We start from the raw sequence: 22,517 nt of genomic DNA, 5'->3' as shown, positions 1-22,517 counted from the left end.
ATGAGCCGGCTCTCCCACACCTTGCGCCTGGGCCTGAAGGAACTCACCAGCCTGCGCCATGACAGCGTGTTGCTGCTGTTCCTGCTGTACGCGTTCAGCGTGGCGATCTACATGCCTGCCGCAGGTTCGGTAATAGGCGTGCACAACGCCAGTGTCGCAGTGGTCGACGAAGACCACGGCGCCATCTCGCGCAAGCTCGCCGAGTCGCTGCAACCGCCCGAATTCCAGCCCGCCGTGGCACTGCCGGCCGATCGCCTGGACCAGGCCATGGACAGCGGCCAGTACACCTTCGTGATCAACGTACCGGTAAATTTCCAGGCCGACCTGCTGGCCGGGCGCTCACCGGAGCTGCAGGTCAACGTCGATGCCACGGCCATGAGCCAGGCCTTCATGGGCGCGGGCTACATCGGGCGGATCTTCGAACGCGAGCTGCTCGAATACGCAGGCCGCAGCACCAGCAGCCCGGCACTGCTCAATCCCAAGGCGCTGTTCAACCCCAACCTCGAAGGCGGCTGGTTCCTGGCGGTGATCCAGATCGTCAACAACATCACCATCCTGGCCATCATCCTAACCGGTACCGCATTGCTGCGCGAACGCGAGCACGGCACCCTCGACCACCTGCTGGTGCTGCCGCTGACGGCACTGGAAATCATGCTGGCGAAAATCGCCAGCAACGCCCTGGTGGTGGTGGCCTGTACCTGGATATCGCTGGAAGTGGTGGTCAAGGGCGCCCTGGGCGTGCCGCTGGCGGGCTCGATGGGGTTGTTCCTGGGGGTGACTGCGCTGTACCTGTTCGCCAGCACGGCACTGGGCATCTTCCTCGCCACCCTGGCGCGCTCGACACCGCAGTTCGGCCTGCTGGCGATCCCGGTGATCATCCCGATGCTGCTGCTGTCGGGGGGCAGCACACCGCTGGACAGCATGCCGCAGTGGCTGCAGTGGGTCATGCAGGGCTCGCCCTCGACCCACTTCGTCAGCCTCGGCGCGGCGATCCTGTTCCGCGACGCCGGGCTGAGCGTGGTGTGGCCGGACGTCGCGGCGCTGGCCGCGATCGGCCTGGTGTTCTTCGGCGTGGCCCTGGCGCGCTTTCGCCGCAGCCTCGCCGCCTGATCACTGCACGATCAGGTTGTTGAACAGCAGGTCCTCGACGATCGGCTTGCCCTCTTCGGACTCCATCACCTGCTGCACCTGTTTCAAGGCTTCCTGGCGCAGCTTTTCCTTGGCTTCGACGTTGCTCATGTTGTCCACGCCCTGCTGGGTGAACAGCGCCACCAGCTGGTTGCGGATCAGCGGTTCGTGGTGCTTGACCGCCGTGGCGGCGGCATCCCCGGTCACGCGCAGGGCGACGTCGGCCTTGTACACGCGCAGCTTGGGGCCGCCGTCGAGGGCGTAGTTGCCAACGAAGGGCGGGCTGAGGTTGATATAGGCGACCTTGGGCTCGCCTTCCTTTTCCTCGGCCATGGCCACCACCGGCAGCATCAGGGCCAGCACCATCAAGATCCACGCTTTCACGAATTCGCTCCTCAATACAGTTGCCGCCAGCTTACCCAGCGCGCCGGCCAAACCCAAGCCCGGGCTTATGCCAGCTCATCAGGGCCGACCATGCTCGTTGACCCTAGGGGTGGCCCTCCTACACTTATCGGCCACCACACGCAAAGGAATAGCCCTGATGAAAGCCTTGTTGTGCAAAGCCCTGGGCCCGGCGCGGGACCTGGTCCTGGAAGAGGTCGCCAGCCCCGTGCCAAAGAAGAACGAGATACTCCTCGACGTGCACGCCGCAGGGGTCAACTTCCCCGACACCCTGATCATCGAGGGCAAGTACCAGTTCAAGCCACCGTTGCCGTTCTCGCCGGGGGCGGAAGCTGCCGGCGTGGTGGCCGCGGTCGGCGAGAAGGCCGGTGCGTTCAAGGTCGGCGACCGGGTCATGGCCCTGACCGGCTGGGGCGCTTTCGCCGAGCAAGTGGCGGTGCCGTTCTACAACGTGCTGCCGATCCCGGCGGGCATGGACTTCACCACTGCCGCCGCGTTCGGCATGACCTACGGCACCTCGATGCACGCCCTCACCCAACGCGGCCAACTCAAGGCCGGTGAAACCCTGCTGGTGCTCGGTGCCTCAGGTGGCGTCGGCCTGGCAGCGGTGGAAATCGGCAAGGCCCTCGGGGCACGGGTGATTGCGGCGGCCAGCAGTGCCGAGAAGCTGGCGATCGCCAAGGCGGCCGGGGCCGACGAGCTGGTCGACTACAGCCAGGCCAGCCTCAAGGACGAGATCAAGCGCCTGACCGGCGGCCAGGGCGTGGATGTGATCTACGATCCGGTCGGTGGCGAGTTGTTCGACCAGGCTGTACGGGGGCTGGCGTGGAACGGCCGGTTGCTGGTGGTGGGGTTCGCCAGTGGGACGATCCCGCAGTTGCCGGTGAACCTGGCGCTGCTCAAGGGCGCGGCGGTGGTCGGGGTGTTCTGGGGCGCCTTTGCCCAGCGCCAGCCGGAGGACAACGCCGCCAACTTCCGCCAACTGTTCGCCTGGCATGCCGAGGGCAAGCTGAAACCGCTGGTATCGCAGACCTACGCGCTGGCCGAGGGCGGCACCGCGATCGAACGTCTGGCGCAACGCCAGGCAGCGGGCAAGCTGGTGGTAACGGTTCAGCGCTGACCTTTCTGCCCTGTCACTGGCTTACGGTGATAGGGCCGACCCCACAGTTCTTCTATTCATATTCCTAAATGGTAGTTCATAAACTTTTTCTAAACGAATAGGGTATATCGACCGGACCACCGGACCAGCAAACGTCTGTCGCCATCAGCTGAGGCGACGCTTTCAACTTTGTGAGGTTAGGAATGGTCAGGATCACAATCACCCCAGTGCATAACGCCAGGGCATTGAGTGCAGCCAAGGAGCGGTACTGATGTCCAGCCAACCAACTACCCGATTCCACAGCGATCACGACAGCTCGCCGCTGCTGCTGCCGGCCAAGGTGCTGCGCAACGACGAAGAGGCCCTGCAGGCCGCCCGCGAACTGGCCGAGGTGGCCCGCCAGCAGGCCGCCAAACGTGACCAGCAGCGCAAGCTGCCATGGGCCGAGATCGAACAGTTCACCCGCAGCGGCCTGGGCAGCATCAGCGTGCCCAAGGCCTTCGGCGGTCCCGAGGTGTCGTTCCAAACCATCGCCGAAGTGTTCCGCCTGATCAGTGCCGCCGACCCGGCGCTGGGGCAGATTCCGCAGAACCAGTTCGGCATCCTGCAACTGGTGCGCCTTACCGCCACCCAGGCGCAGCAGGAAGCGATCTTCCGCGCCGTGCTCGACGGCTGGCGCTTCGGCAATGCCGGCCCCGAGCGCGGGACCAAGGACACCCTGACACTCAAGGCGCGCATTACCCGCGAGGGCGACGGCTATCGCATCAGTGGCGAGAAGTTCTATTCCACCGGTGCCCTGTACGCCCACTGGGTAGCGGTAAAAGCCCTGGACGATGACGGCCGGCAACGCCTGGCCTTTGTCCGTCGCGGCAGCCCGGGGCTGCGCATCGTCGATGACTGGTCCGGCTTCGGCCAGCGCACCACCGCCAGCGGCACCGTGCTGCTCGACCAGGTGCCGGTGGACGCCGACCTGGTGCTGGACAACTGGCGCCTGCGTGAAGAGCCCAGCATCCAGGGCGCCGCCTCGCAGCTGATCCAGGCGGCCATCGACGCCGGCATCGCCGAAGCGGCCATCGAGGACACGATCCAGTTCGTGCGGGAGAAGTCCCGGCCCTGGATCGAGGCCAAGGTCGAACGCAACAGCGACGATCCCTATGTGATCGCCGATATCGGCCGCCTGAAGCTCGAACTGCACGCCGCCGAGGCCCTGCTGCGCAAGGCCGCCAGGGTGCTCGACGAAGTGAACGCCGGCGTGATCGATGCCGCCGCCGCGGCCCGTGCCTCGATTGCCGTGGCCGAAGCCAAGGTGCTCACCACCGAGATCTCGCTGCAGGCCAGCGAGAAACTGTTCGAGCTGGCCGGCAGCCGCGCCAGCCTGGCCGAGTTCAACCTCGACCGGCACTGGCGCAACGCCCGGGTCCACACCCTGCACGACCCGGTGCGCTGGAAGTACCACGCCGTCGGCGCCTACCACCTCAACGGCACCCTGCCTGCCCGCCATTCCTGGATCTGATATCGGCCCGTCCCGGGGCAAGCCCGCTCCCATGCGTTCGCGTGAGGGCGGGCGTGCTCCGCGATGGGACCTGGAGAGCACAATGACTGCATCCATCATAACCACCGACGCCCAGGCCCTGGCCGTCGCCGACGAACTCGCCCACTACCTGCGCGAAGACAGCGCCCTGCGCGACCGCGAGCGCCGTCTGCCCCATGCCGAACTCGAACGTTTCGTGCAGTCCGGCCTGTGGGGCATCAGCGTGCCCAAGGCCTTTGGCGGCGCCGGCGTGTCCAGCGCCACCCTGGCCAAGGTCATCGCCCGCATCGCCCAGGCCGACGCCTCGCTCGGGCAGATCCCGCAGAACCACTTCTACGCCCTGGAAGTGCTGCGGGTGAACGGCGGCCCCGAACAACAGCAACGCCTCTACGCCGAAGTCCTCGCTGGCCGGCGCTTCGGCAACGCGCTGGCCGAGCTCGGCACGAAGAACGCCCACGAGCGCACCACCCGCCTGAGCCGCGACGGCGACCATTACCGCATCGATGGCCGCAAGTTCTACTGCACCGGCGCGATCTACGCCCAGCGCATCCCGACCCTGGTGATCGACGAGCAGGGCGTATCGCACCTGGCCTTCGTGCCCGCCGACAGCCAGGGCATCGAGGTGATTGATGACTGGAGTGGCTTTGGCCAGCGCACCACCGGCAGCGGCTCGGTAGTGTTCAACCATGTGCCGGTCCGCGCCGAAGACGTGGTGCCGTTCCAGAGCGCCTTCGAGCGCCCGACCACGGTCGGCCCGCTGGCGCAGATCCTCCATGCTGCGATCGACACCGGTATCGCCCGCGCCGCCTACGAGGACGCCCTGCACTTCGTGCGTACCCGCAGCCGACCCTGGATCGACTCCGGCCTCGACAAGGCCAGCGACGACCCGCTCACCTTGAAGAGCTTCGGTAATCTGGCAATCCGCCTGCATGCCACCGAGGCCCTGCTCGAACGCGCGGGTGAAATCCTCGACATCGCCCAGGCCGACAGCAACGCCGAGACCCTGGCCGCCGCCTCGATTGCCGTCGCCGAGGCCCGGGCAATCAGCACCGAGATCTCCCTGGCCGCCGGCACCACCCTGTTCGAGCTGGCCGGCAGCCAGGCCACCCTGGCCGAGCACAACCTCGACCGCCACTGGCGCAACGCCCGGGTGCACACCCTGCACGACCCGGTGCGCTGGAAGTACCACGCCATCGGCAATTACTACCTCAACGACGAGAAACCGCCGCGCCGAGGGACCATCTGATGGCCAAGCAGATCCTGCTCAATGCCTTCAACATGAACTGCATCGGGCACATCAACCACGGTTTGTGGACCCACCCGCGGGACACTTCGACCCAGTACAAGACCCTCGACTACTGGACCGACCTCGCCCGCCTGCTGGAGCGGGGGCTGTTCGACGGGCTGTTCATCGCCGATATCATCGGCACCTACGATGTCTATGGCCAGTCGCTGGACGTGACGCTGAAGGAGTCGATCCAGCTGCCGGTCAACGACCCGCTGCTGCTGGTCTCGGCCATGGCCGCTGTTACCAGGCATCTGGGCTTTGGCCTCACCGCCAACCTGACCTATGAAGCGCCTTACCTGTTCGCCCGGCGCCTCTCCACTCTCGATCACCTGAGCAACGGCCGGGTCGGCTGGAACATCGTCACCGGCTACCTCGACAGTGCAGCCCGGGCCATGGGGCTGGAACAGCAACCCGAGCACGATCGCCGCTACGACCAGGCCGACGAGTACCTGCAGGTGCTGTACAAGCTGCTCGAAGGCAGTTGGGCCGACGATGCCGTGGTCGCCGACCGCGCGCAGCGCGTGTATGCGCGACCGGACAGGGTGCGCAAGGTCGAGCACCATGGCGAGTTCTACAAGGTCGAAGGCTATCACCTGTGCGAGCCTTCGCCGCAGCGCACACCGGTACTGTTCCAGGCCGGCAGTTCGGCGCGCGGTTTGGCCTTTGCCGGCAACCATGCCGAGTGCGTGTTCATCAGCGGCCAGGAAAAGGCAGCCACCCGCGCCCAGGTCGACAAGGTGCGCGCAGCTGCGCAAGCCGCTGGTCGCGACCCGCAGGCGGTCAAGGTATTCATGGGCATCACCGTGATCGTTGCCGCAACTGAAGACCAAGCCCACGCCCTGCACGCCGAGTACCTGCATTACGCCAGCGCCGAGGCAGGTGTTGCGCATTTCGCCAGCTCCACCGGTATCGATTTCTCACGCTACGAACTGGACGAACCCATCGGTTTCGCCAAGGGCAATGCCATCCAGTCCGCCACCCGCCAATTGCAGGACAGCGCCTGGACCCGCCGCCGCCTGCTGGAGCAGCACGCCTTGGGCGGCCGCTACGTGACCCTGGTCGGCGACCCCGGGCAGGTGGCCGAGCAACTGATCGGCTGGCTCGACGACACCGGCCTGGACGGCTTCAACCTGACCCGCACCGTCACCCCGGAAAGCTTCGAGGCCTTCATCGACCTGGTAGTACCCGAACTGCAACGCCGTGGCCGCTACAAGACTGGCTACGCCGAAGGCACCCTGCGCGAGAAGCTGTTCGCCAGCGACCATCCGCACTTGCCCGCCGACCATCCCGGATCCTCCTACCGCAACACCCCCACCCCTGCCCCGACTGGAGCCCTGCACCATGCTTGAAAAACTGTTCCGGCCCGTCGCGGCCATTGCCCTGGGTCTCGGCCTGTCCGCCGCCGCCTTCGCCGCGGAGCCACTGAAGATTGGCACCACCGCCGCCTTCGCCATCCCGTTGGAAGCCGCGGTGGCAGAAGCCCAAAAACAAGGTCTGGAAGTGAAGCTGATCGAATTCAGCGACTGGATCGCGCCGAATGTCAGCCTCAACAGCGGCGACATCGACGTGAACTACTTCCAGCACATCCCCTTCCTGGAAAACGCCAAGGCCGCCGCCGGTTTCAACCTGGTCCCCTATGCACCGGGGATCATCAACAACGTTGGGCTGTATTCGAAAAAGTACAAAATCTTTGCCGAGCTGCCCGTAGGCGCCAGCGTGGCCATCGCCAACGACCCGATCAACAGCGGCCGTGGCCTGCAACTGCTGGCCAAGGCCGGCCTGATCACCCTCAAGCAGGGCGTGGGTTACAAGGCCACCGAGGACGACATCATCGCCAACCCGAAGAAGATCAAAATTCTCCAGGTAGAAGCGGTGCAGCTGGTGCGCGCCTATGACGACGCCGACCTGGTGCAGGGCTACCCGGCGTACATCCGCCTGGCCAACACCTTTGACGCCACCTCGGCGCTGCTGTTCGACGGCCTGGAGAACAAGGAGTACGTGATCCAGTTCGTTATCCGCCCACAGGAGAAAAACGACCCGCGCCTGGCCAAGTTCGTCGATATCTACCAACACTCGCCGGTCGTACGCGCCGCCCTCGACAAGGCCCACGGCAAGCTCTACCAGGCCGGCTGGGAAGGCTGACATGGCCCAGGCCAGCGCCCTGAGGGCGCCCATCCCGCCCGCCGAACCGTTCAAGGCCGAGGAAACGGCCCTGCGCCCTGAAGTGAACCAGGCGCACATCCGCTTCATCGGCCTGGGCAAGACCTATCCGGGCCAGGTCCAGCCGGCGTTGCAGGGCATCGACCTGAACATCCGCCGCGGCGAAATATTCGGCATCATCGGCCGCAGCGGTGCCGGCAAGTCTTCGCTGCTGCGCACCATCAACCGCCTGGAACAGCCCAGCCAGGGCCGGGTGCTGATCGACCAGGTGGATATCGCGCCGTTCGACGAGGACCATCTGGTCGCCTTGCGCCGGCGCATCGGCATGATCTTCCAGCACTTCAACCTGATGTCGGCCAAGACCGTGTGGGAGAACGTCGAGCTGCCGTTGAAGGTGGCCGGCGTGGCCAAGGCCGAACGCCAGCGCAAGGTCCGCGAGCTGCTGGAACTCGTCGGCCTGGCGGAAAAGCACCATGTCTACCCCGCGCAACTGTCGGGCGGGCAGAAGCAGCGCATCGGCATCGCCCGGGCGCTGGTGCATGACCCCGAGATCCTGCTGTGCGACGAAGCCACCTCCGCGCTGGACCCGGAAACCACTGCCTCGATCCTCGAGCTGCTGCGCGACATCAACCAACGCCTGGGCCTGACCGTGGTGCTGATCACCCACGAGATGGCGGTGATCCGCGATATCTGCCAGCGCGTGGTGGTGCTCGAACGGGGCGAAATCGTCGAACAGGGCGAGGTCTGGCAAGTGTTCGGCACACCGCGCCACGACGTCACCCGCACCCTGCTCGCACCGCTGCAGACCAAGCTGCCGGCCGCCTTGCAAGCCAGCCTGCGTGCCCAGCCGGTCAGCCGCGACGCGGCCGTGGTGCTCAAGCTCGACCTGGTGGGCGAGCCGGAACTGAGCGCCCTGTTCAGCGATCTGGGCGGACGCGTGCGGCTGCTCCAGGGCGGCGTCGAGACCATCGGCGAGCATGCCTTGGGGCAACTGATCCTGGCCGTGCGCGGCTCGCCGCTGGACACCCACCAGTTGCTCGAACGCGCCCGCCGCTGGGCCGTGGATGTGGAGGTACTTGGCCATGTGGATTGATCGCCTGCTGCAAGGCTTGCTCGACACCCTGCTGATGGTCGGCGTGTCCTCGCTGGTCGCGCTGGTCGTCGGGGTACCGATGGCAGTGCTGCTGGTCACCAGCGACAAGGGCGGAATCTTCGAGGCCGCCGCGCTGAACCGGGTGCTGGGCGCCATCGTCAACCTGTTCCGCTCGATCCCGTTCCTGATCCTGATGGTCGCGCTGATCCCCTTCACCCGCCTGGTGGTCGGCACCACCTATGGCGTGTGGGCCGCCGTGGTGCCGCTGACCATCGCCGCCACGCCGTTCTTCGCGCGCATCGCCGAGGTCAGCCTGCGCGAGGTGGACCACGGCCTGATCGAAGCGGCACAGGCCATGGGCTGCCGACGCTGGCACATCGTCTGGCACGTGCTGCTGCCCGAGGCGCTGCCGGGGATCGTCGGCGGCTTCACCATCACCCTGGTGACGCTGATCAACTCTTCGGCCATGGCCGGGGCGATCGGTGCCGGAGGCCTGGGGGATATCGCCTATCGCTACGGCTACCAGCGCTTCGACAGCCAGATCATGCTGACCGTGATCGTGATGCTGGTGGCGCTGGTGGCGGTGATCCAGCTGGGCGGGGACCGTTTGGCCAAAGGTTTGAACAAGCGTTGAGCCTATCGCGGGGCTTGCCCCGCGATGCTGTCAGCCCCAGTGCAGCTCCGCCGCCGGCACCGGCCGCCCGAACCAGTACCCCTGCCCCAGCTGGCATTGCTGCTCCAGCAGGAACCGCGCCTGCTCAGCCTGCTCGACGCCTTCGGCGTGCACCTGCATGCCCATGCTCCGCGCCAGTGCGATGATCACCCGCACGATGGCGATGTCATCTTCGTCATGGGGCAAACCCGCGACGAAACCTTGGTCGATCTTCAGCTTCTGCACGGGCATGCGCTTGAGTCGCAGCAATGACGAGTAACCCGTGCCGAAATCGTCGATGGCCAAGGTCACGCCCAGCTCGCGCAGTCGATGCAGCTGTTCCAGGGCGACCTCGGGGTCTTCCATCACCGCGCTCTCTGTCACTTCGAGCTCGAGCAGCGACGGATCCAGCCCGGTATCGTGCAGCGCATTGGCCACCTGTCGGTACAGGTCACGCTGGCTGAACAGGCGACTGGAGATATTCACCGCCACGAACGCCAGCTGCCGCCCTTCGGCCTGCCACCGCATCATCTGCCGGCACGCCTGGCACAACACCCAGGCGTCGATTTCGGCAATCATCCCGGTACGCTCGGCGATGGGAATGAACTCCCCGGGAGGAACCAGGCCACGCACAGGGTGTTGCCAGCGCACCAGCGCCTCGACGCCGATCATCCGCGCGGTGAACAGGTCGTGCACCGGCTGGAAGAACACCCGCAGTTCCTGCTGCTCGAGCGCCCGGCGCAATTCACCGGCGGTCTCGACCCGCTGCTGGGCATGGGCGGTAAGCTCCTCGGTGTAAAGCGCGTAGCAGGCGCGGCCATTGCTCTTGGCCTTGAACAGCGCCGAATCGGCGTTGCGCAGCAGTTGCTCGGCGCTCAGGGCATCGTTGGGGAACAGGCTGATGCCGATGCTGGCACTGATGAACAGGCGGTTACCCTCGAAGCAGAACGGTTCTTTCAAGCGTTCGATGATCGATTGCGCCAACTTGCCGGCCTGGCCGACCTGCTGGCAGCTCTCGGCCAGCACGCCGAACTCGTCGCCCCCCAGGCGCGCCAGGGTCACGCCGTTGCCCAGCACCTCGCGCAGGCGTTCGCCAACCAGCTTGAGCAGTTGGTCGCCAATGGTGTGGCCGAGGCCATCGTTGATGCTCTGGAAGTGGTCGAGGTCGAGCAGCAGCAAGGCGCAGCCACGCTTGTTGGCCTGCGCCGCGGCCATCGCCTGCATGGCGCGATCATTGAACAGCAGGCGGTTGGGCAGGCCGGTCAGCGGGTCGTGATGGACAAGGTAGGCCAGCTCTTGCTCGGTGTGCTTGATCACGCTGATGTCGCTGAACACCGCGACGTAATGGCTGAGTTCACCACTGTCGTCACGAATGGCACAGATCGTCTGCCATTGCGGGTAGATCTCCCCGCTTTTACGGCGGTTCCAGATTTCTCCGCTCCATTCGCCCTGCTCCGCCAGCGCGGCATAGATCTGCTGGTAGAACGGCGCGCCATGCCGCCCGGACTTGAACTTGCTCGGACGCTGACCGATGACTTCTTCCTGCTGGTAGCCGGTGATACGCATGAACGCCCGGTTGACGTGCACGATCAGGCCGTTGCGATCGGTCACCAGCACCCCTTCCAGGGTGCTGTCGAACACCGCCGCGGCCATGCGCAGGCGTTCGCGGTCCTCGCTGCGCAGGCGGGCGCCGATGCCGATGAAATCGAGCAGGCGCGCGCGGGAAACGAAGATCAGCGCGGCACTGAGCAAGACCCAGAGCACGACATTGATCTGCCGCCCCACGGCCAGGGCCAGCGGGTCCTCGGTCATGCCGTGCAGGACCAGCTCGGACAGCGCCAGCCAGAGAATCGAAAGCAACACGTAAAGCCCGGCCATGCGCAAGGCGTCGCGAACGGAAACAGACATGTCGGGTGGATGAGCCCATGGTAAAAGAAGGGGCATTATAGGGGCTGAAACACCCTGTGACTTCCTATCCAAAAGCGCGACTGGTTTTATTTCCCCATCAAAGGATAATGCCTGCGTTGTTCCGCCTGTTTTCCGAGGGTATTTCCCGTTATGTGGTATTACGGTCTGCTCGACCTGTCGGCCTGGCAACTGGTCGCCGTCACCTTGCTGATGACCCATGTGACCATCGTCAGCGTCACCATCTACCTGCACCGCTACTCGGCCCACCGCGCCCTGGAGCTGAACGCGGGCCTCAAGCATTTCTTCCGTTTCTGGCTGTGGCTCACCACGGCGCAGAACACCCGCGAGTGGACCGCCATCCACCGCAAGCACCACGCCAAGTGCGAAACCCCCGACGACCCGCACAGCCCTGTACACAAGGGCCTGGGCACCGTGCTGCGCAAGGGCGCCGAGCTGTACCGGGAAGAAGCGCGCAACGAGGAGACGCTGCGCATATATGGCAAGAACTGCCCGGACGACTGGATCGAGCGCAACCTCTACACCCGCTACAAGCTCGGCGGCATCGCGCTGATGGCAGTCATCGACCTGCTGCTGTTCGGCACCATCGGCATCACCATCTGGGCGATCCAGATGATGTGGATCCCGTTCTGGGCCGCCGGCGTGGTCAACGGCCTGGGCCATGCCGTGGGCTATCGCAACTTCGAATGCCGCGACGCCGCCACCAACCTGGTGCCGTGGGGCATCATCATTGGCGGCGAGGAGCTGCACAATAACCACCACACCTATCCCAACTCGGCGAAGCTCTCGGTCCGCCGCTGGGAATTCGACATGGGCTGGATGTGGATCCGCCTGCTGAGCATGCTGCGCCTGGCCAAGGTGCAACGCGTGGCGCCCATTGCCCACCGAGTGGAGGGCAAGGCATCGCTGGACATGGACACTGCCATGGCCATCCTCAACAACCGCTTCCAGATCATGGCCCAGTACCGCAAGCTGGTGATCGGGCCACTGGTCAAGCAGGAGCTGGACAAGGTCGATACTTCGGTACGCCGCCGCTTCCGCCGTGCCAAGCGCCTGCTCTCGCGGGAAACCAGCCTGCTGCAGGATCGCCACCACGTACGCATCGAGTCGCTGCTGGCCCACAGCCAGGCACTCAAGACCATCTACGAAAAGCGCCTGGCGCTGCAGCAGATCTGGGCGCGCACCAGCGCCAACGGCCACGACATGCTCGCCGCCATGAAGGATTGGGTACACGAGGCCGAGGCCAGTGGCATCCAGTCGCTGCGTGACTTCGCCGCCCAGCTCAAGACCTACTCGCTGCGCCCCAACGGCGCCTGAGCACCGTTGATCGGCATGCCCCGCAATGGGGCGTGCCGACCGGAACTTACCCCCCTGCAATCGACTCAAATCCGGCATATCGCCCGCGTGGCGGGCCGGACCGTGGCCGCACGCCCATCGTCGAGAACCGTTCCGTGCTCATGGCCAAAGATCTCCCACCCACCTCTACCGGCACCCCGCGCCCCGAAGCTGCTCAAACCCTGCTCGCCCTGTTGCACGCTCAAGGCGAAGTGGCCCGTCTAAGCGAGCGCGAGCAGCTGTACAGCTCGCTGCTCGACAGTGTCAACGCCGTCCTCTGGGCCTTCGACTGGGAAACCCGCCAGGTGCTCTACGTCAGCCCCGCCTACGAACGCATCTTCGGTCGCCCGGCCAGCCTGGTGCTGGCCGACTACAACGAATGGCGCGACGCCATCTACCCGGATGACCTGGAGTACGCCGAGCGCAGCCTGGCCCAGGTGCTGGTCAAGGGCACCGTCGAGGACCGCGAGTACCGCATCCTCAACGCCGCCGGCGAGGTGCGCTGGCTTAGCGACAAGTGCTATATCAACCAGCAGCGCGAGGGCGACCAGCGGGTGATCATCGTCGGCATAGCCGAGGACATCACCGAGAAGAAGCAGCTCGAAGGTGAGTTGCAGCGGCTGGCCACCACCGACGTGCTCACCCAGAGCAGCAACCGCAGGCATTTCTTCGAGTGCGCCCAGCAGGCCTTCGACAGCGCCCGCGCGGACGGCACGCCGATGGCCTTCCTGCTGCTGGACATCGATGATTTCAAGCACATCAACGACAGCTATGGTCATCAGGAAGGCGACCACGTGCTACAGCGCATCGCCGACAGCGGCAAGGCCGTGCTACGCCGGGGCGATCAGTTCGGGCGCATAGGGGGAGAGGAATTCGCCGCCGTGTTCCCCGGCTGCACCGCTCAGGTGGCCGAACAGATTGCCGAGCGGCTGCAGCGGGAAATCCAGCGATTGAGTTTCAGCCATGACGACCAGACCTATGGCGTGACCATCAGCCAAGGGCTGACCGGATTGACAGACGAAGACGAGACTCTGGACAGCCTGTTCGCCCGCGCCGATGCGGCGATGTACCGAGCCAAGCGCCAGGGCAAGAATCAGATCGTTCGCGGATGATCCCTGCCTGTGAAACCTGGAAGATGCTGGGTTTCCTGCCCTCTCAGAGCGGCTTTTCCTCGCCATCGCCTCCGCTAGCCGGGGCAATGGGAGCGACCTCCGGTCCGCTTTCGGCAGTTTCCGCCACCAGACGCTCAGCCTCCTCCCGCGCCAGCGCTTCCTGATCCACCTTGCGCAGCCGCGACAACTCCGGCAACCCCAGCTTGAGCAACCGCGCCGTCTTGCTGCTGGCGATCTTCTCCAGCCCCTCGCTGGGCCTGAGTCGCGACAGTTGCCCGGCCAGGTTCATCGCCAGGATCTCCCGGGAATAGACACCGCCACCCAGCTGATACACCGCGGCGATCAGCTCGCGCAGGTCGAGCGGCAAGCGCCAGCGGGTGCGCAGGGCCGAACCGAACGGTGCGCCGAACTCGTTGAGCGACAGCTCCACCTGGTCCTCGTCCAGCTCGCCACCGGCCAGTCGCCACTCCTGCAAGGTGCGCAGTACCGCCAGGTCGCCCAGGCAATGCAACAAACCCGCGCAGTAACAGCGTCCTTCGTCCACTTCGAGCATACGCGCCAGGGTGCGTGCGTAGTCGGCGGCATGCAGCGAAAGGTTCCAGTAGTGCGCGGCATGCCGCGCCAACAAGGGGTCACTCAACCTCGCGCTGCGCTTGAGCGTGAGCCCGAGGATCAGGTTCATGCTCTGGGTGCTGCCAAGCTTGTTCAGCGCCTGCAGCAAGGTCTGCACCGGCGCTTCGCGGTGCAGGGCGGCGCTGTTGGCGGCAGCGATCAGCACGCCGGTGATCTGCGGGTCGTTGCGTACCTCTTCCTCGAGCACCTTGAGGTTGAGGCCATGGGGGTTGAGGGCACGCTTGATCGCCACCTGCACATCGGCGAACAGCGGGCCGCCATCGGCGCTGGCGCGGCGTTGCTCGAGGTAGGCCGGCAATTGCACGCCGGGCTGCAGCGGCGGCACCGGGCAGGCAATCTGCTCGCCCACCTCCAGCAGCAGGTTTTCCAGGCGCTTGCGCAGGTTGTCCAGGTCGAGCGGTTTGCTGAGGTATGCCGTGGGCTGCAGTGGCACGGCCTCGCGCACGCTGGCGCTATCAGTGCGATCGCTCATGAGGATAAATGGCAATCCAGGCCTGTCGCCCTTGGCGCGCACCTTGCGCAGCAGGTCGAGGCCATCGAGGCCGGCGAGTTCGCGGGCGGCAATGATCAGGTCAGGCTTGCTCGCCAGCGCGCTCAGCGCCTGCGAGCCATCTGCGCAAACCTGCAAGCGCGCATCGCAGCGCACGCTGAGCAGCATTTCGCTAAGCATGTCGCGTACCCAGGGGTCACCCTCGGCAATCAGCACGCAAGGGGGCAGGGGGTCGGCAGCGCTCATGAGCGAGTCTCCAGAAAATGACGCGCGATCCATCGCAGCTTCCACGGATTCCTCGTACAACCTTAGCGCCTGATGCCTACGAACGGCACAAAAAAACCCGCCGAGGCGGGTTTTTTTTTCTGAAACGCGTCACATACTTCAGGCCAGTTCGGCGAAGCACTCTTCGATGATGGCCAGGCCTTTGTCCAGCAGGGCATCTTCGGCGGTCAGCGGTACCAGGATACGCAGGACGTTACCGTAGGTGCCGCAGGACAGCAGGATCAGGCCTTTGTCACGCGCCTTGGCGACCACCTGGGCAACGGCGGCAGCGTTCGGGGTGTGGGTGCCTTTCTCGAAGACTTCCACGGCAATCATCGAGCCCAGACCACGGACATCGCCAATGATCGAGTGTTTCTTCTGGATTTCACGCAGGCCGGCGGTCAGGCGCTCGCCAACGGCCTTGCTGCGATCCAGCAGCTTCTCTTCCTCGAACACTTCGATCACCGCCAGGGCTGCGGCGCAAGCGATCGGCGAACCGGCGTAGGTGCCGCCCAGGCCGCCAGGGGCGATGGCGTCCATGTACTCGGCCTTGCCGCACACACCGGCCAGCGGGAAGCCGCCGGCGATGGACTTGGCGAAGGTGGTCAGGTCAGGCGCGACGCCCATCTGCTCCATGGCGAAGAAGGTGCCGGTACGGCCAGCGCCGGTCTGCACTTCGTCAGCGATCAGCAGTATGCCGTGCTGGTCGCACAGAGCGCGCAGGCGCTGCATCAGTTCTTTCGGCGCAGGCAGGAAGCCGCCTTCGCCTTGTACCGGCTCGAGGATGATCGCGGCGATATCACGCGGCTCGGCGTCGTTCTTGAAGATGCGCTCGACCGAAGCGATGGCGTCGTCAACGCTGACACCGTGCAGCTCGCTCGGGAACAGGGCGCGGAAGATGCCGCCTGGCATCAGGCCCATGCCGGCGGAGTACGGCACGACCTTGCCGGTCAGGCCCAGGGTCATCATGGTACGACCGTGGTAGCCGCCGGTGAAGGCGATCACGCCGGCACGGCCGGTGGCGGCACGGGCGATCTTCACGGCGTTTTCAACGGCTTCGGAGCCGGTGGTGACCAGCAGGGTCTTCTTGTCGAAGTTGCCTGGTACCAGCTTGTTGATCTTCTCGCACAGCTCGACGTAAGGCTCGTAGGCCAGCACCTGGAAGCAGGTGTGGCTGACCTTGGTCAGCTGCTCTTGCACGGCCGCGACCACTTTCGGGTGCAGGTGGCCGGTGTTCAGTACGGCGATGCCGCCGGCGAAGTCGATCAGTTCGCGGCCTTCAACGTCGATCACCGTCGAGTTCTTCGCAGTATCGACGAAGATCGGGTGGATCTGGCCAACGCCACGTGGGACGGCGGCGACACGACGTTGCATCAGGGATTCGTTGGTCTTGCTCATAGTGCCCTCAATTGCGCCGGTTCTGCGGCGCTTTTATTCGGGGGTGGCTGGACGCAGGCGTGCACAGTATTCGTTGATCGACTGTCACGCATGCCCTGGCCACCGGGTACCGCTATGTCAAAAAGGCCAGCGAGACGTCGCTCTCGCGCCCCGCTGGCAGAGGTAAAACCGCTTACCTAGTGATCAGACGCTGATGCACAGGTATTTGATCTCGAGGTAGTCCTCGATACCGTATTTGGAACCTTCGCGGCCCAGGCCCGAGGCCTTGATGCCACCGAACGGCGCGACTTCGTTGGAGATCAGGCCGGTGTTGATGCCGACCATGCCGTATTCCAGGGCCTCGGCAACGCGGAACACGCGGCTCATGTCACGGGCGTAGAAGTACGAGGCCAGGCCGAACTCGGTGTCGTTGGACATGGCGATGACTTCGGCCTCGTCCTTGAAGCGGAACAGCGGCGCCAGCGGGCCGAAGGTTTCTTCCTTGGCGACGGCGGCGGTTTTCGGCACATCGACCAGGATGGTCGGTTCGAAGAAGTTGCCTTCGATGAGCTTGCCACCGGACAGCACCTTGGCGCCTTTGGATACGGCGTCCTCGATGTGTTCCTGGACCTTGGCGACAGCCTTGCCGTCGATCAGCGGGCCAGTGGTGGTGCCTTCTTCCAGGCCGTTACCGATCTTCAGCTTGGCCACGGCGGCTTTGAGCTTCTCGGCGAAGGCGTCGTAGACACCGTCCTGCACGTAGATACGGTTGGCGCAGACGCAGGTCTGGCCGTTGTTGCGGTACTTGGAGATGATCGCGCCCTCGACCGCCTTGTCCAGGTCGGCGTCGTCGAACACGATGAACGGCGCGTTGCCGCCCAGCTCCAGGGAAACTTTCTTGATGTCCTTGGCGCACTCTTCCATCAGCTGGCGACCGATTTCGGTCGAGCCGGTGAACGATAGCTTGCGCACCAGGGAGTTGCCGGTCAGCTCGGAGCCGACTTCGCCGGCGCTGCCGGTAATGACGCTCAGCACGCCAGCCGGGATGCCGGCACGGGTGGCCAGCTCGACCAGGGCCAGGGCGGAGTATGGGGTCTGCGAAGCGGGCTTGAGCACCATGGTGCAACCGGCGGCCAGGGCCGGGCCGGCTTTACGGGTGATCATCGCGGCCGGGAAGTTCCACGGGGTGATGGCGGCGGTGACACCGATCGGCTGCTTGATGACGATCAGGCGCTTGTCCGGCTGGTGGCCAGGGATGACATCACCGTAGACGCGCTTGGCTTCTTCGGCGAACCACTCGATGAACGAGGCGGCATAGGCGATCTCGCCCTTGGCTTCGGCCAGCGGCTTGCCCTGCTCGGTGGTCATCAGACGAGCCAGGTCGTCCTGGTGCTCGATCATCAGCTCGAACCAGCGGCGCAGCTTGCCGGCACGCTCCTTGGCGGTCAGTGCGCGCCAGGCCGGCAGCGCCTTGTCGGCGGCCTCGATGGCGCGGCGGGTCTCGGCGGCGCCCATCTTCGGCACGCTGCCGATGACTTCACCGGTGGCCGGGTTGGTCACCTTGATGGTCTGACCGCTGTCCGCATCCAGCCATTCACCGTTGATGAAGGCCTGCTGGCGGAACAACTGAGCGTCTTTGAGCTGCATGTCGGCTTCCCTTTACTGCGAATTTTGATTGTTGAAAAGGCGCCCTCGATGCGAGGGCGGCCGTCAGGAATTCGTGCACCAGGGTGTTCGACGCCTGGGTGCCGAGCGTTTGAAATCTCAAACGGAATGCTAAGCGGGCGCTGGGGGGTTGGACAATAGGCTGTTCGAAAAAAAGAACGAGTGGTCGGAATTCAGATCAGTGGAAATGCATCGCGGGGCAAGTCGTATCGGTGCGCCGATGCGACTTGCCCCGCGATAGGGCCTTGGGAGGTTAGTTCATCAGAACGCCTTGTCGAGGTCGATCACCAGCGCCCGGTAGCCCACGCTGCCCGGCTGGCGACTGTGCACTTTCAGCTCCACGGTCACCTCCTGGGTGCCGCGACGCACTTCATTGAGCACGCTGGTCGTCAGCTTCTGGGGCGTGAGGAAGTTCACCGACGCCGAATAGATGAACTGGGTGTCGGTATCGGGCCGATACGCCACCACCGAGGTGATCGGGCTGTACCACTCGTCACCACGCTCCTTGCCGTACTGCCAGATCTGCTCGACCGTGCCCTTGGCCTCGTCGATCTTGTACTCCACCGCCCGGCTGTAGTTGCCCGCCAGCTTGGTCGGGCCGAAGTCCCGGCCCCAGCCGTTGTCGAACACGGTCAGCGTGGCGCGCCCGGTCAGCCAGGCGGTGTGCTGGGTCCAGGACCACTCGAAGCCCTCGCCCACGGGTTTGAGCACCTTGTCCTGCAGGCGCGCCGGCCAGCCCTGGGCCGCGGCAAGAATCCACTTCACCTGCTTGTCGCGACCGATCTTTACCACGCCCTGGTGTCGTGCTGAAACGATGATGCTGTCGTCATCGGCGTCGTAGTCGATGGCGTTGACGTGGGCCCAGTTGCGTCCGGTACCTACCCCCGGCGTATCGCCGAACGGCAGGTCGCCCTCGGCCAGCTCGTTGGCCAGGCGCTCGTCCTGTTTCTGCACGCCGTCCGGCAGTTGGATCGCCGCCTTGCCCAGGGTTCCCAGCAGCTCGCCGCGATACGGGTCGAGGATCTGGTTCAGGTCCCAGAAGTCCAGCACGTCACCGGCCTCGTTGACCTCGATGATATGGTCGCGGATCGAACGCACGCGCTTGCCGTCAGGGCGGCGGTAGTCGCTGGTGCCGACCCGCAACAGGTAGGTGCCGTTGGGCGTCTCGCGGATCTCGTGGGAGAAGTCGGCGAACTTGTCCGGCAGGTTGCGCTGCCAGATACGCCGGCCAAGCAGGTCGTATTTGGAATAGGTCTGGCCCTGGCCCCAGATCAGCTTGCCGTCGCGGGTCTGGTGGAAGCCCATGGTCCCGCCCAGGCCGTCGCGATGGTTGGAATCGTGGATCTGCTCGATATCGAGGTACCAGCGCACATCGCCGTTGCTGTCGGCGATCCAGTTGTTGCCCACCGAGTCCCACTCGGCAGCGCCGCCCAGGCCGTTCCACTTGAAGGCACGCCCGCCTGGGATCTCGGCCAGCAGATGATTGAACAGGTACAGCCGCTGCTCGAAGCCAGGCGCGACCTTGACCGGTTCGACCTCGGGCAGCGCCGCCGTCTGCTTCGCCACCACCGGCAGGCGCACTGCCGGGGCGTAGATTTCGTAACGCTCGCGGATGCGTTCGCCATCGAGCTTGTAGCTCACCTCGATCTGGTTGACGTGATCGGGGTACAGGCCGAACACCGGAATGCCGCCGTAGGTCCACAGCGAGCGGTCGGACACGTCGTAGACAATATCGATACCGCGCTCGCCGCGTCCCAGCACCCGCACATGGGCGGCGCTCAGGGTGCGCCCGCCATCACGGATGATCGCGGTCAACGGCGCCAGACGGTATGGATTGACCACCACGTCGCCGAGCAGGGCTTCGTCGCGGTCGGGCACCTTGGCGGTGAGGCAGGCGCCTTCAGGCAGGTCGTGGGGTTGGGTCTTGGCGTTCATGGCAAAGCTCCTTGTGCTCAGAAGTCGTAACGGGCGGTGGCGCCCACGGTGCGCGGCGTGCCCAGCACGCCGGCATAGCCGCCGTTGGCGGAGTTCCACAGGCTGGTGAAGTAGGTCTTGTCGCCGGCGTTCTTCACCCACAGCGACAGGTCGAGCACGCCGTCGCCCTGGTCCAGGCGCACGCCGGTGGACAGGTTGACGATGGCGTAGCTGGGGATCTGGCCGTAGTCGGAGTCGTCGATGGTGCCGACGGCCCTGGAGCGGAAGGCGTAGCTGGCGGTCACGTAGGGCTCGATTCGCTCGGTCAGCTGCCACTTGTACTGGCCGTTGAGGTTGGCGATGTACTTGGAGGCGCCGACCACCTGGTGGCCGGACAGGTCGCAAGTGGCGGCGGCATTGGCCAGGCTCACCTCCGGCGGGCACGGTGCGTCGTCGTACTCGGTGTAGCGCACGTCGTTCCACGAGCCATTGAAATTCACGGTCAGCCCGCGGACCGGCAGGGCCGTGGCTTCGAACTCCAGGCCCCGCGAGCGCACGCTGCCGGCGTTGGCCAGGTACTGCACGCGGTTGGCCTCGTCATAGACGTTGGCCTGGTAGCCGTGCACTTCGGTCCAGAACAGGTTGGTGTTGAGCTGCAGGCGGTTGTCCAGCAGCGTGCTCTTGATGCCGAGTTCGGCGTTGTTGGCGCGTTCGGTACCCACCAGCAGCGAGTCTGTGCCCAGCCTTGGTGCGGCGCCGACGGTGAGGTTGACGCCACCGGACTTCTCGCCGTGGGACAGGCTGGCATAGCCCAGCACCGCGTCGCTGAAGCGGTAGCTCAGGCTGAGCAGCCCGGAAGGGGCGAAGCTGTACTGGTTGAGGTCACCCGAATCATAGGCCCCCACCCGGCCCTGGCGAGCCGCGGCCGCCGCACCGGTAACGGCAGCGCCGCCGGACGGCGCGTCGCGGGTCACCCAGGCGCTTTTCTCTTCGTAGGTACCCCGCACGCCAGCGGTGAAATCCAGGCGCTCGGTCAGGTGCCAGGTGCCCTGGGCGAACAACGCGTAGCTGTCGGTATCGATGTGGCCGTTGCCGATTGTGGTGACGTTGGCCAGGGCGCCAGCCGGGGTCAGGTTCCAGATGTCGGCTTGCGGTCCGTTGTAGGTGAACGATTTGTTGTCCAGGTCCTGCTTGAAGTAGTAGGCCCCGAGTACATAGTCGAAGAAGCCGCCGGTGGGCGAAGCCAGGCGGATTTCCTGGGAGTACTGCTTGTCACGGACCGAAACACCGGCGCTGTGGAACACCGGCACGTTGAGGCCGTCGTCGTTGCGCGGCGTGAAGTCCCACCAGCGGTAGGCGGTGATCGAGGTGAGGGTGAAGTCGTTGGGCAGGGTCCAGTTGGCTTCCACCGAAGTACCGCCCTGGAACACCTTGACCATCTGGTCGGCGTCGAAGTTGACCTTGCGATCCTTGCCCGACACCAGGGTCGCGCCGGCCTGGGCGGCCAGGCTCTCGTAACGGTTCACGCCATTGATGGTCGGCCCGGTGCTGTACAGGCTGAGGATGCCGTTGTCGGAGTTTTCTTCGTTGTATTCGCCGATCCAGCGCAGATTGAAGGTTTCGCTGGGCTTGAACAGCAACTGGGTGCGAAAGCCCTGGCGCTTGCCGCCGTTGAGATCGTGGCCGTTGTAGACGTTCTTCACATAGCCGTCGTCCTCGGTGTGATAAGCGCTGATGCGCCCGGCGAGGGTGTCGGTCAAAGGGCCGGAGAAACTGCCCTGGGTCTGCCAGTAGCCATCCTCGCCCAGCGATGACTGCACGCTGCCCTCCTGGTGGAAGGTCGGCTTGCGCGTGGTGATGTTGAGCACCCCGGCAGTGGTGTTCTTGCCGAACAACGTCCCCTGCGGGCCGCGCAGCACTTCCAGCTGCTCGACATCGAGCAGGTCGAACACCGCCATGCCCGGGCGGCCGAGGTAGACGTTGTCGAGGTAGATCCCGACGCTGCCTTCCAGGCCATCGCTGGCCGGGTTGTTGCCCAGGCCGCGAATGGAGATGCTCGATTGGCGGGCGTGCACATAGGCGACGTTGGTGCTCGGCACCAGTTGCTGCAAATCCTGCACGCGGTAGATGCGCTGGGTCTCGAGGGTTTCGCTGCCCAGCACGCTGATCGGCGTGGGCACGCTCTGCGCGGTTTCTTCGCGTCGCCGGGCATTGACGGTGACGGTGCCGAGCTGGGCTTCCTGCGTCACGGCTGGGGCGGCGTTGCGCTCATCGGCGAAGCTGCTGCCGGAAGCGGCCAGCAGCACTCCAGCCGCCAGGGGTTGCAGGGCGAACAACGAGGCGCGCGCGGGCCAACGGGAAAGTCGGGACATGCAGATGCTCCTTGAGGCAAGGGCCCAGGCGAGCATTTCCGTTGGCGGAACCGAATCGCGGTCAGGCTGGCTTATA

The 22,517-nt window shown here is 65.1% G+C and carries 17 protein-coding genes; 10 read left to right on the top strand and 7 right to left on the bottom strand.

The window, feature by feature from the left end; translation table 11 throughout:
* Nucleotides 1-1,110, top strand: coding sequence for an ABC transporter permease (locus tag BMY03_RS09880; RefSeq protein WP_038707028.1), 1,110 nt, complete (start codon nt 1-3; stop codon nt 1,108-1,110).
* On the opposite strand, the gene BMY03_RS09875 is transcribed toward BMY03_RS09880, so the two are convergent.
* The gene (locus BMY03_RS09875) at nt 1,111-1,512 is read right to left on the bottom strand and encodes a flagellar basal body-associated protein FliL (protein WP_094010940.1); all 402 of its coding nucleotides are present in this window, start codon (nt 1,510-1,512) and stop codon (nt 1,111-1,113) included. It lies immediately after the preceding gene.
* 157 nt (nt 1,513-1,669) lie between these two features.
* Here BMY03_RS09875 and BMY03_RS09870 point away from each other — a divergent pair, with 157 nt between their 5' ends.
* The 7 genes from BMY03_RS09870 to BMY03_RS09840 all read left to right on the top strand — a co-directional run bounded on the left by BMY03_RS09870 (nt 1,670) and on the right by BMY03_RS09840 (nt 9,335).
* The gene (locus BMY03_RS09870) at nt 1,670-2,650 is read left to right on the top strand and encodes an NADPH:quinone oxidoreductase family protein (protein ID WP_038707029.1); all 981 of its coding nucleotides are present in this window, start codon (nt 1,670-1,672) and stop codon (nt 2,648-2,650) included.
* A gap of 250 nt (nt 2,651-2,900) precedes the next feature.
* Nucleotides 2,901-4,142 carry an SfnB family sulfur acquisition oxidoreductase gene (locus tag BMY03_RS09865; RefSeq protein ID WP_094010939.1) on the top strand — a complete coding sequence of 414 codons (1,242 nt, stop codon included), beginning with the start codon at nt 2,901-2,903 and terminating at the stop codon, nt 4,140-4,142.
* 82 nt (nt 4,143-4,224) lie between these two features.
* A complete protein-coding gene (locus BMY03_RS09860) occupies nt 4,225-5,406 on the top strand; it encodes an SfnB family sulfur acquisition oxidoreductase (protein WP_094010938.1) in 1,182 nt (393 codons plus the stop codon).
* Nucleotides 5,406-6,797, top strand: coding sequence for an LLM class flavin-dependent oxidoreductase (locus BMY03_RS09855; protein ID WP_023631951.1), 1,392 nt, complete (start codon nt 5,406-5,408; stop codon nt 6,795-6,797). Before BMY03_RS09860 ends, BMY03_RS09855 begins: the two co-directional genes overlap by 1 nt.
* Nucleotides 6,790-7,590 carry a MetQ/NlpA family ABC transporter substrate-binding protein gene (locus BMY03_RS09850; protein ID WP_094010937.1) on the top strand — a complete coding sequence of 267 codons (801 nt, stop codon included), beginning with the start codon at nt 6,790-6,792 and terminating at the stop codon, nt 7,588-7,590. The genes BMY03_RS09855 and BMY03_RS09850 overlap by 8 nt, the downstream gene beginning before the upstream one ends.
* Nucleotide 7,591: 1 nt before the next feature.
* Nucleotides 7,592-8,701, top strand: coding sequence for a methionine ABC transporter ATP-binding protein (locus BMY03_RS09845; protein ID WP_094010936.1), 1,110 nt, complete (start codon nt 7,592-7,594; stop codon nt 8,699-8,701).
* On the top strand, nt 8,691-9,335 hold the full coding sequence (locus BMY03_RS09840; protein WP_023632119.1) for a methionine ABC transporter permease: 645 nt from the start codon (nt 8,691-8,693) through the stop codon (nt 9,333-9,335). The genes BMY03_RS09845 and BMY03_RS09840 overlap by 11 nt, the downstream gene beginning before the upstream one ends.
* Nucleotides 9,336-9,365: 30 nt before the next feature.
* Here the strand turns inward: BMY03_RS09840 and dibA are convergent, their stop codons facing one another.
* A complete protein-coding gene (gene dibA, locus BMY03_RS09835) occupies nt 9,366-11,261 on the bottom strand; it encodes a phosphodiesterase DibA (RefSeq protein WP_031316111.1) in 1,896 nt (631 codons plus the stop codon).
* Nucleotides 11,262-11,411: 150 nt separating this feature from the next.
* Between dibA and desA the strand changes: the two genes are divergently transcribed.
* Nucleotides 11,412-12,596, top strand: coding sequence for a delta-9 fatty acid desaturase DesA (desA, locus tag BMY03_RS09830; protein ID WP_023632117.1), 1,185 nt, complete (start codon nt 11,412-11,414; stop codon nt 12,594-12,596).
* Nucleotides 12,597-12,736: 140 nt separating this feature from the next.
* Complete coding sequence (locus tag BMY03_RS09825; protein WP_023632116.1) at nt 12,737-13,726, top strand: GGDEF domain-containing protein; 990 nt, start codon at nt 12,737-12,739, stop codon at nt 13,724-13,726.
* 43 nt (nt 13,727-13,769) lie between these two features.
* Here BMY03_RS09825 and BMY03_RS09820 read toward each other — a convergent pair whose 3' ends face one another.
* From BMY03_RS09820 to BMY03_RS09800, 5 genes are all read right to left on the bottom strand, one after another.
* Complete coding sequence (locus tag BMY03_RS09820; protein ID WP_232887953.1) at nt 13,770-15,095, bottom strand: response regulator; 1,326 nt, start codon at nt 15,093-15,095, stop codon at nt 13,770-13,772.
* A gap of 138 nt (nt 15,096-15,233) precedes the next feature.
* Nucleotides 15,234-16,511: a 4-aminobutyrate--2-oxoglutarate transaminase gene (gabT, locus tag BMY03_RS09815; protein ID WP_094010935.1), complete on the bottom strand. Its 1,278-nt coding sequence runs from the start codon at nt 16,509-16,511 to the stop codon at nt 15,234-15,236.
* Between the two features lie 183 nt (nt 16,512-16,694).
* Nucleotides 16,695-18,137 carry an NADP-dependent succinate-semialdehyde dehydrogenase gene (gabD, locus tag BMY03_RS09810; RefSeq protein ID WP_023632033.1) on the bottom strand — a complete coding sequence of 481 codons (1,443 nt, stop codon included), beginning with the start codon at nt 18,135-18,137 and terminating at the stop codon, nt 16,695-16,697.
* A gap of 279 nt (nt 18,138-18,416) precedes the next feature.
* Nucleotides 18,417-20,090 carry an aryl-sulfate sulfotransferase gene (locus BMY03_RS09805; protein ID WP_094010934.1) on the bottom strand — a complete coding sequence of 558 codons (1,674 nt, stop codon included), beginning with the start codon at nt 20,088-20,090 and terminating at the stop codon, nt 18,417-18,419.
* Nucleotides 20,091-20,107: 17 nt separating this feature from the next.
* The gene (locus tag BMY03_RS09800) at nt 20,108-22,441 is read right to left on the bottom strand and encodes a TonB-dependent receptor (protein ID WP_094010933.1); all 2,334 of its coding nucleotides are present in this window, start codon (nt 22,439-22,441) and stop codon (nt 20,108-20,110) included.
* Nucleotides 22,442-22,517 lie beyond the last annotated feature (76 nt).

The organism is Pseudomonas soli, from assembly GCF_900110655.1.
GTDB lineage: Bacteria > Pseudomonadota > Gammaproteobacteria > Pseudomonadales > Pseudomonadaceae > Aquipseudomonas > Aquipseudomonas soli.
This window is presented reverse-complemented; position numbering and strand designations above follow the sequence as displayed.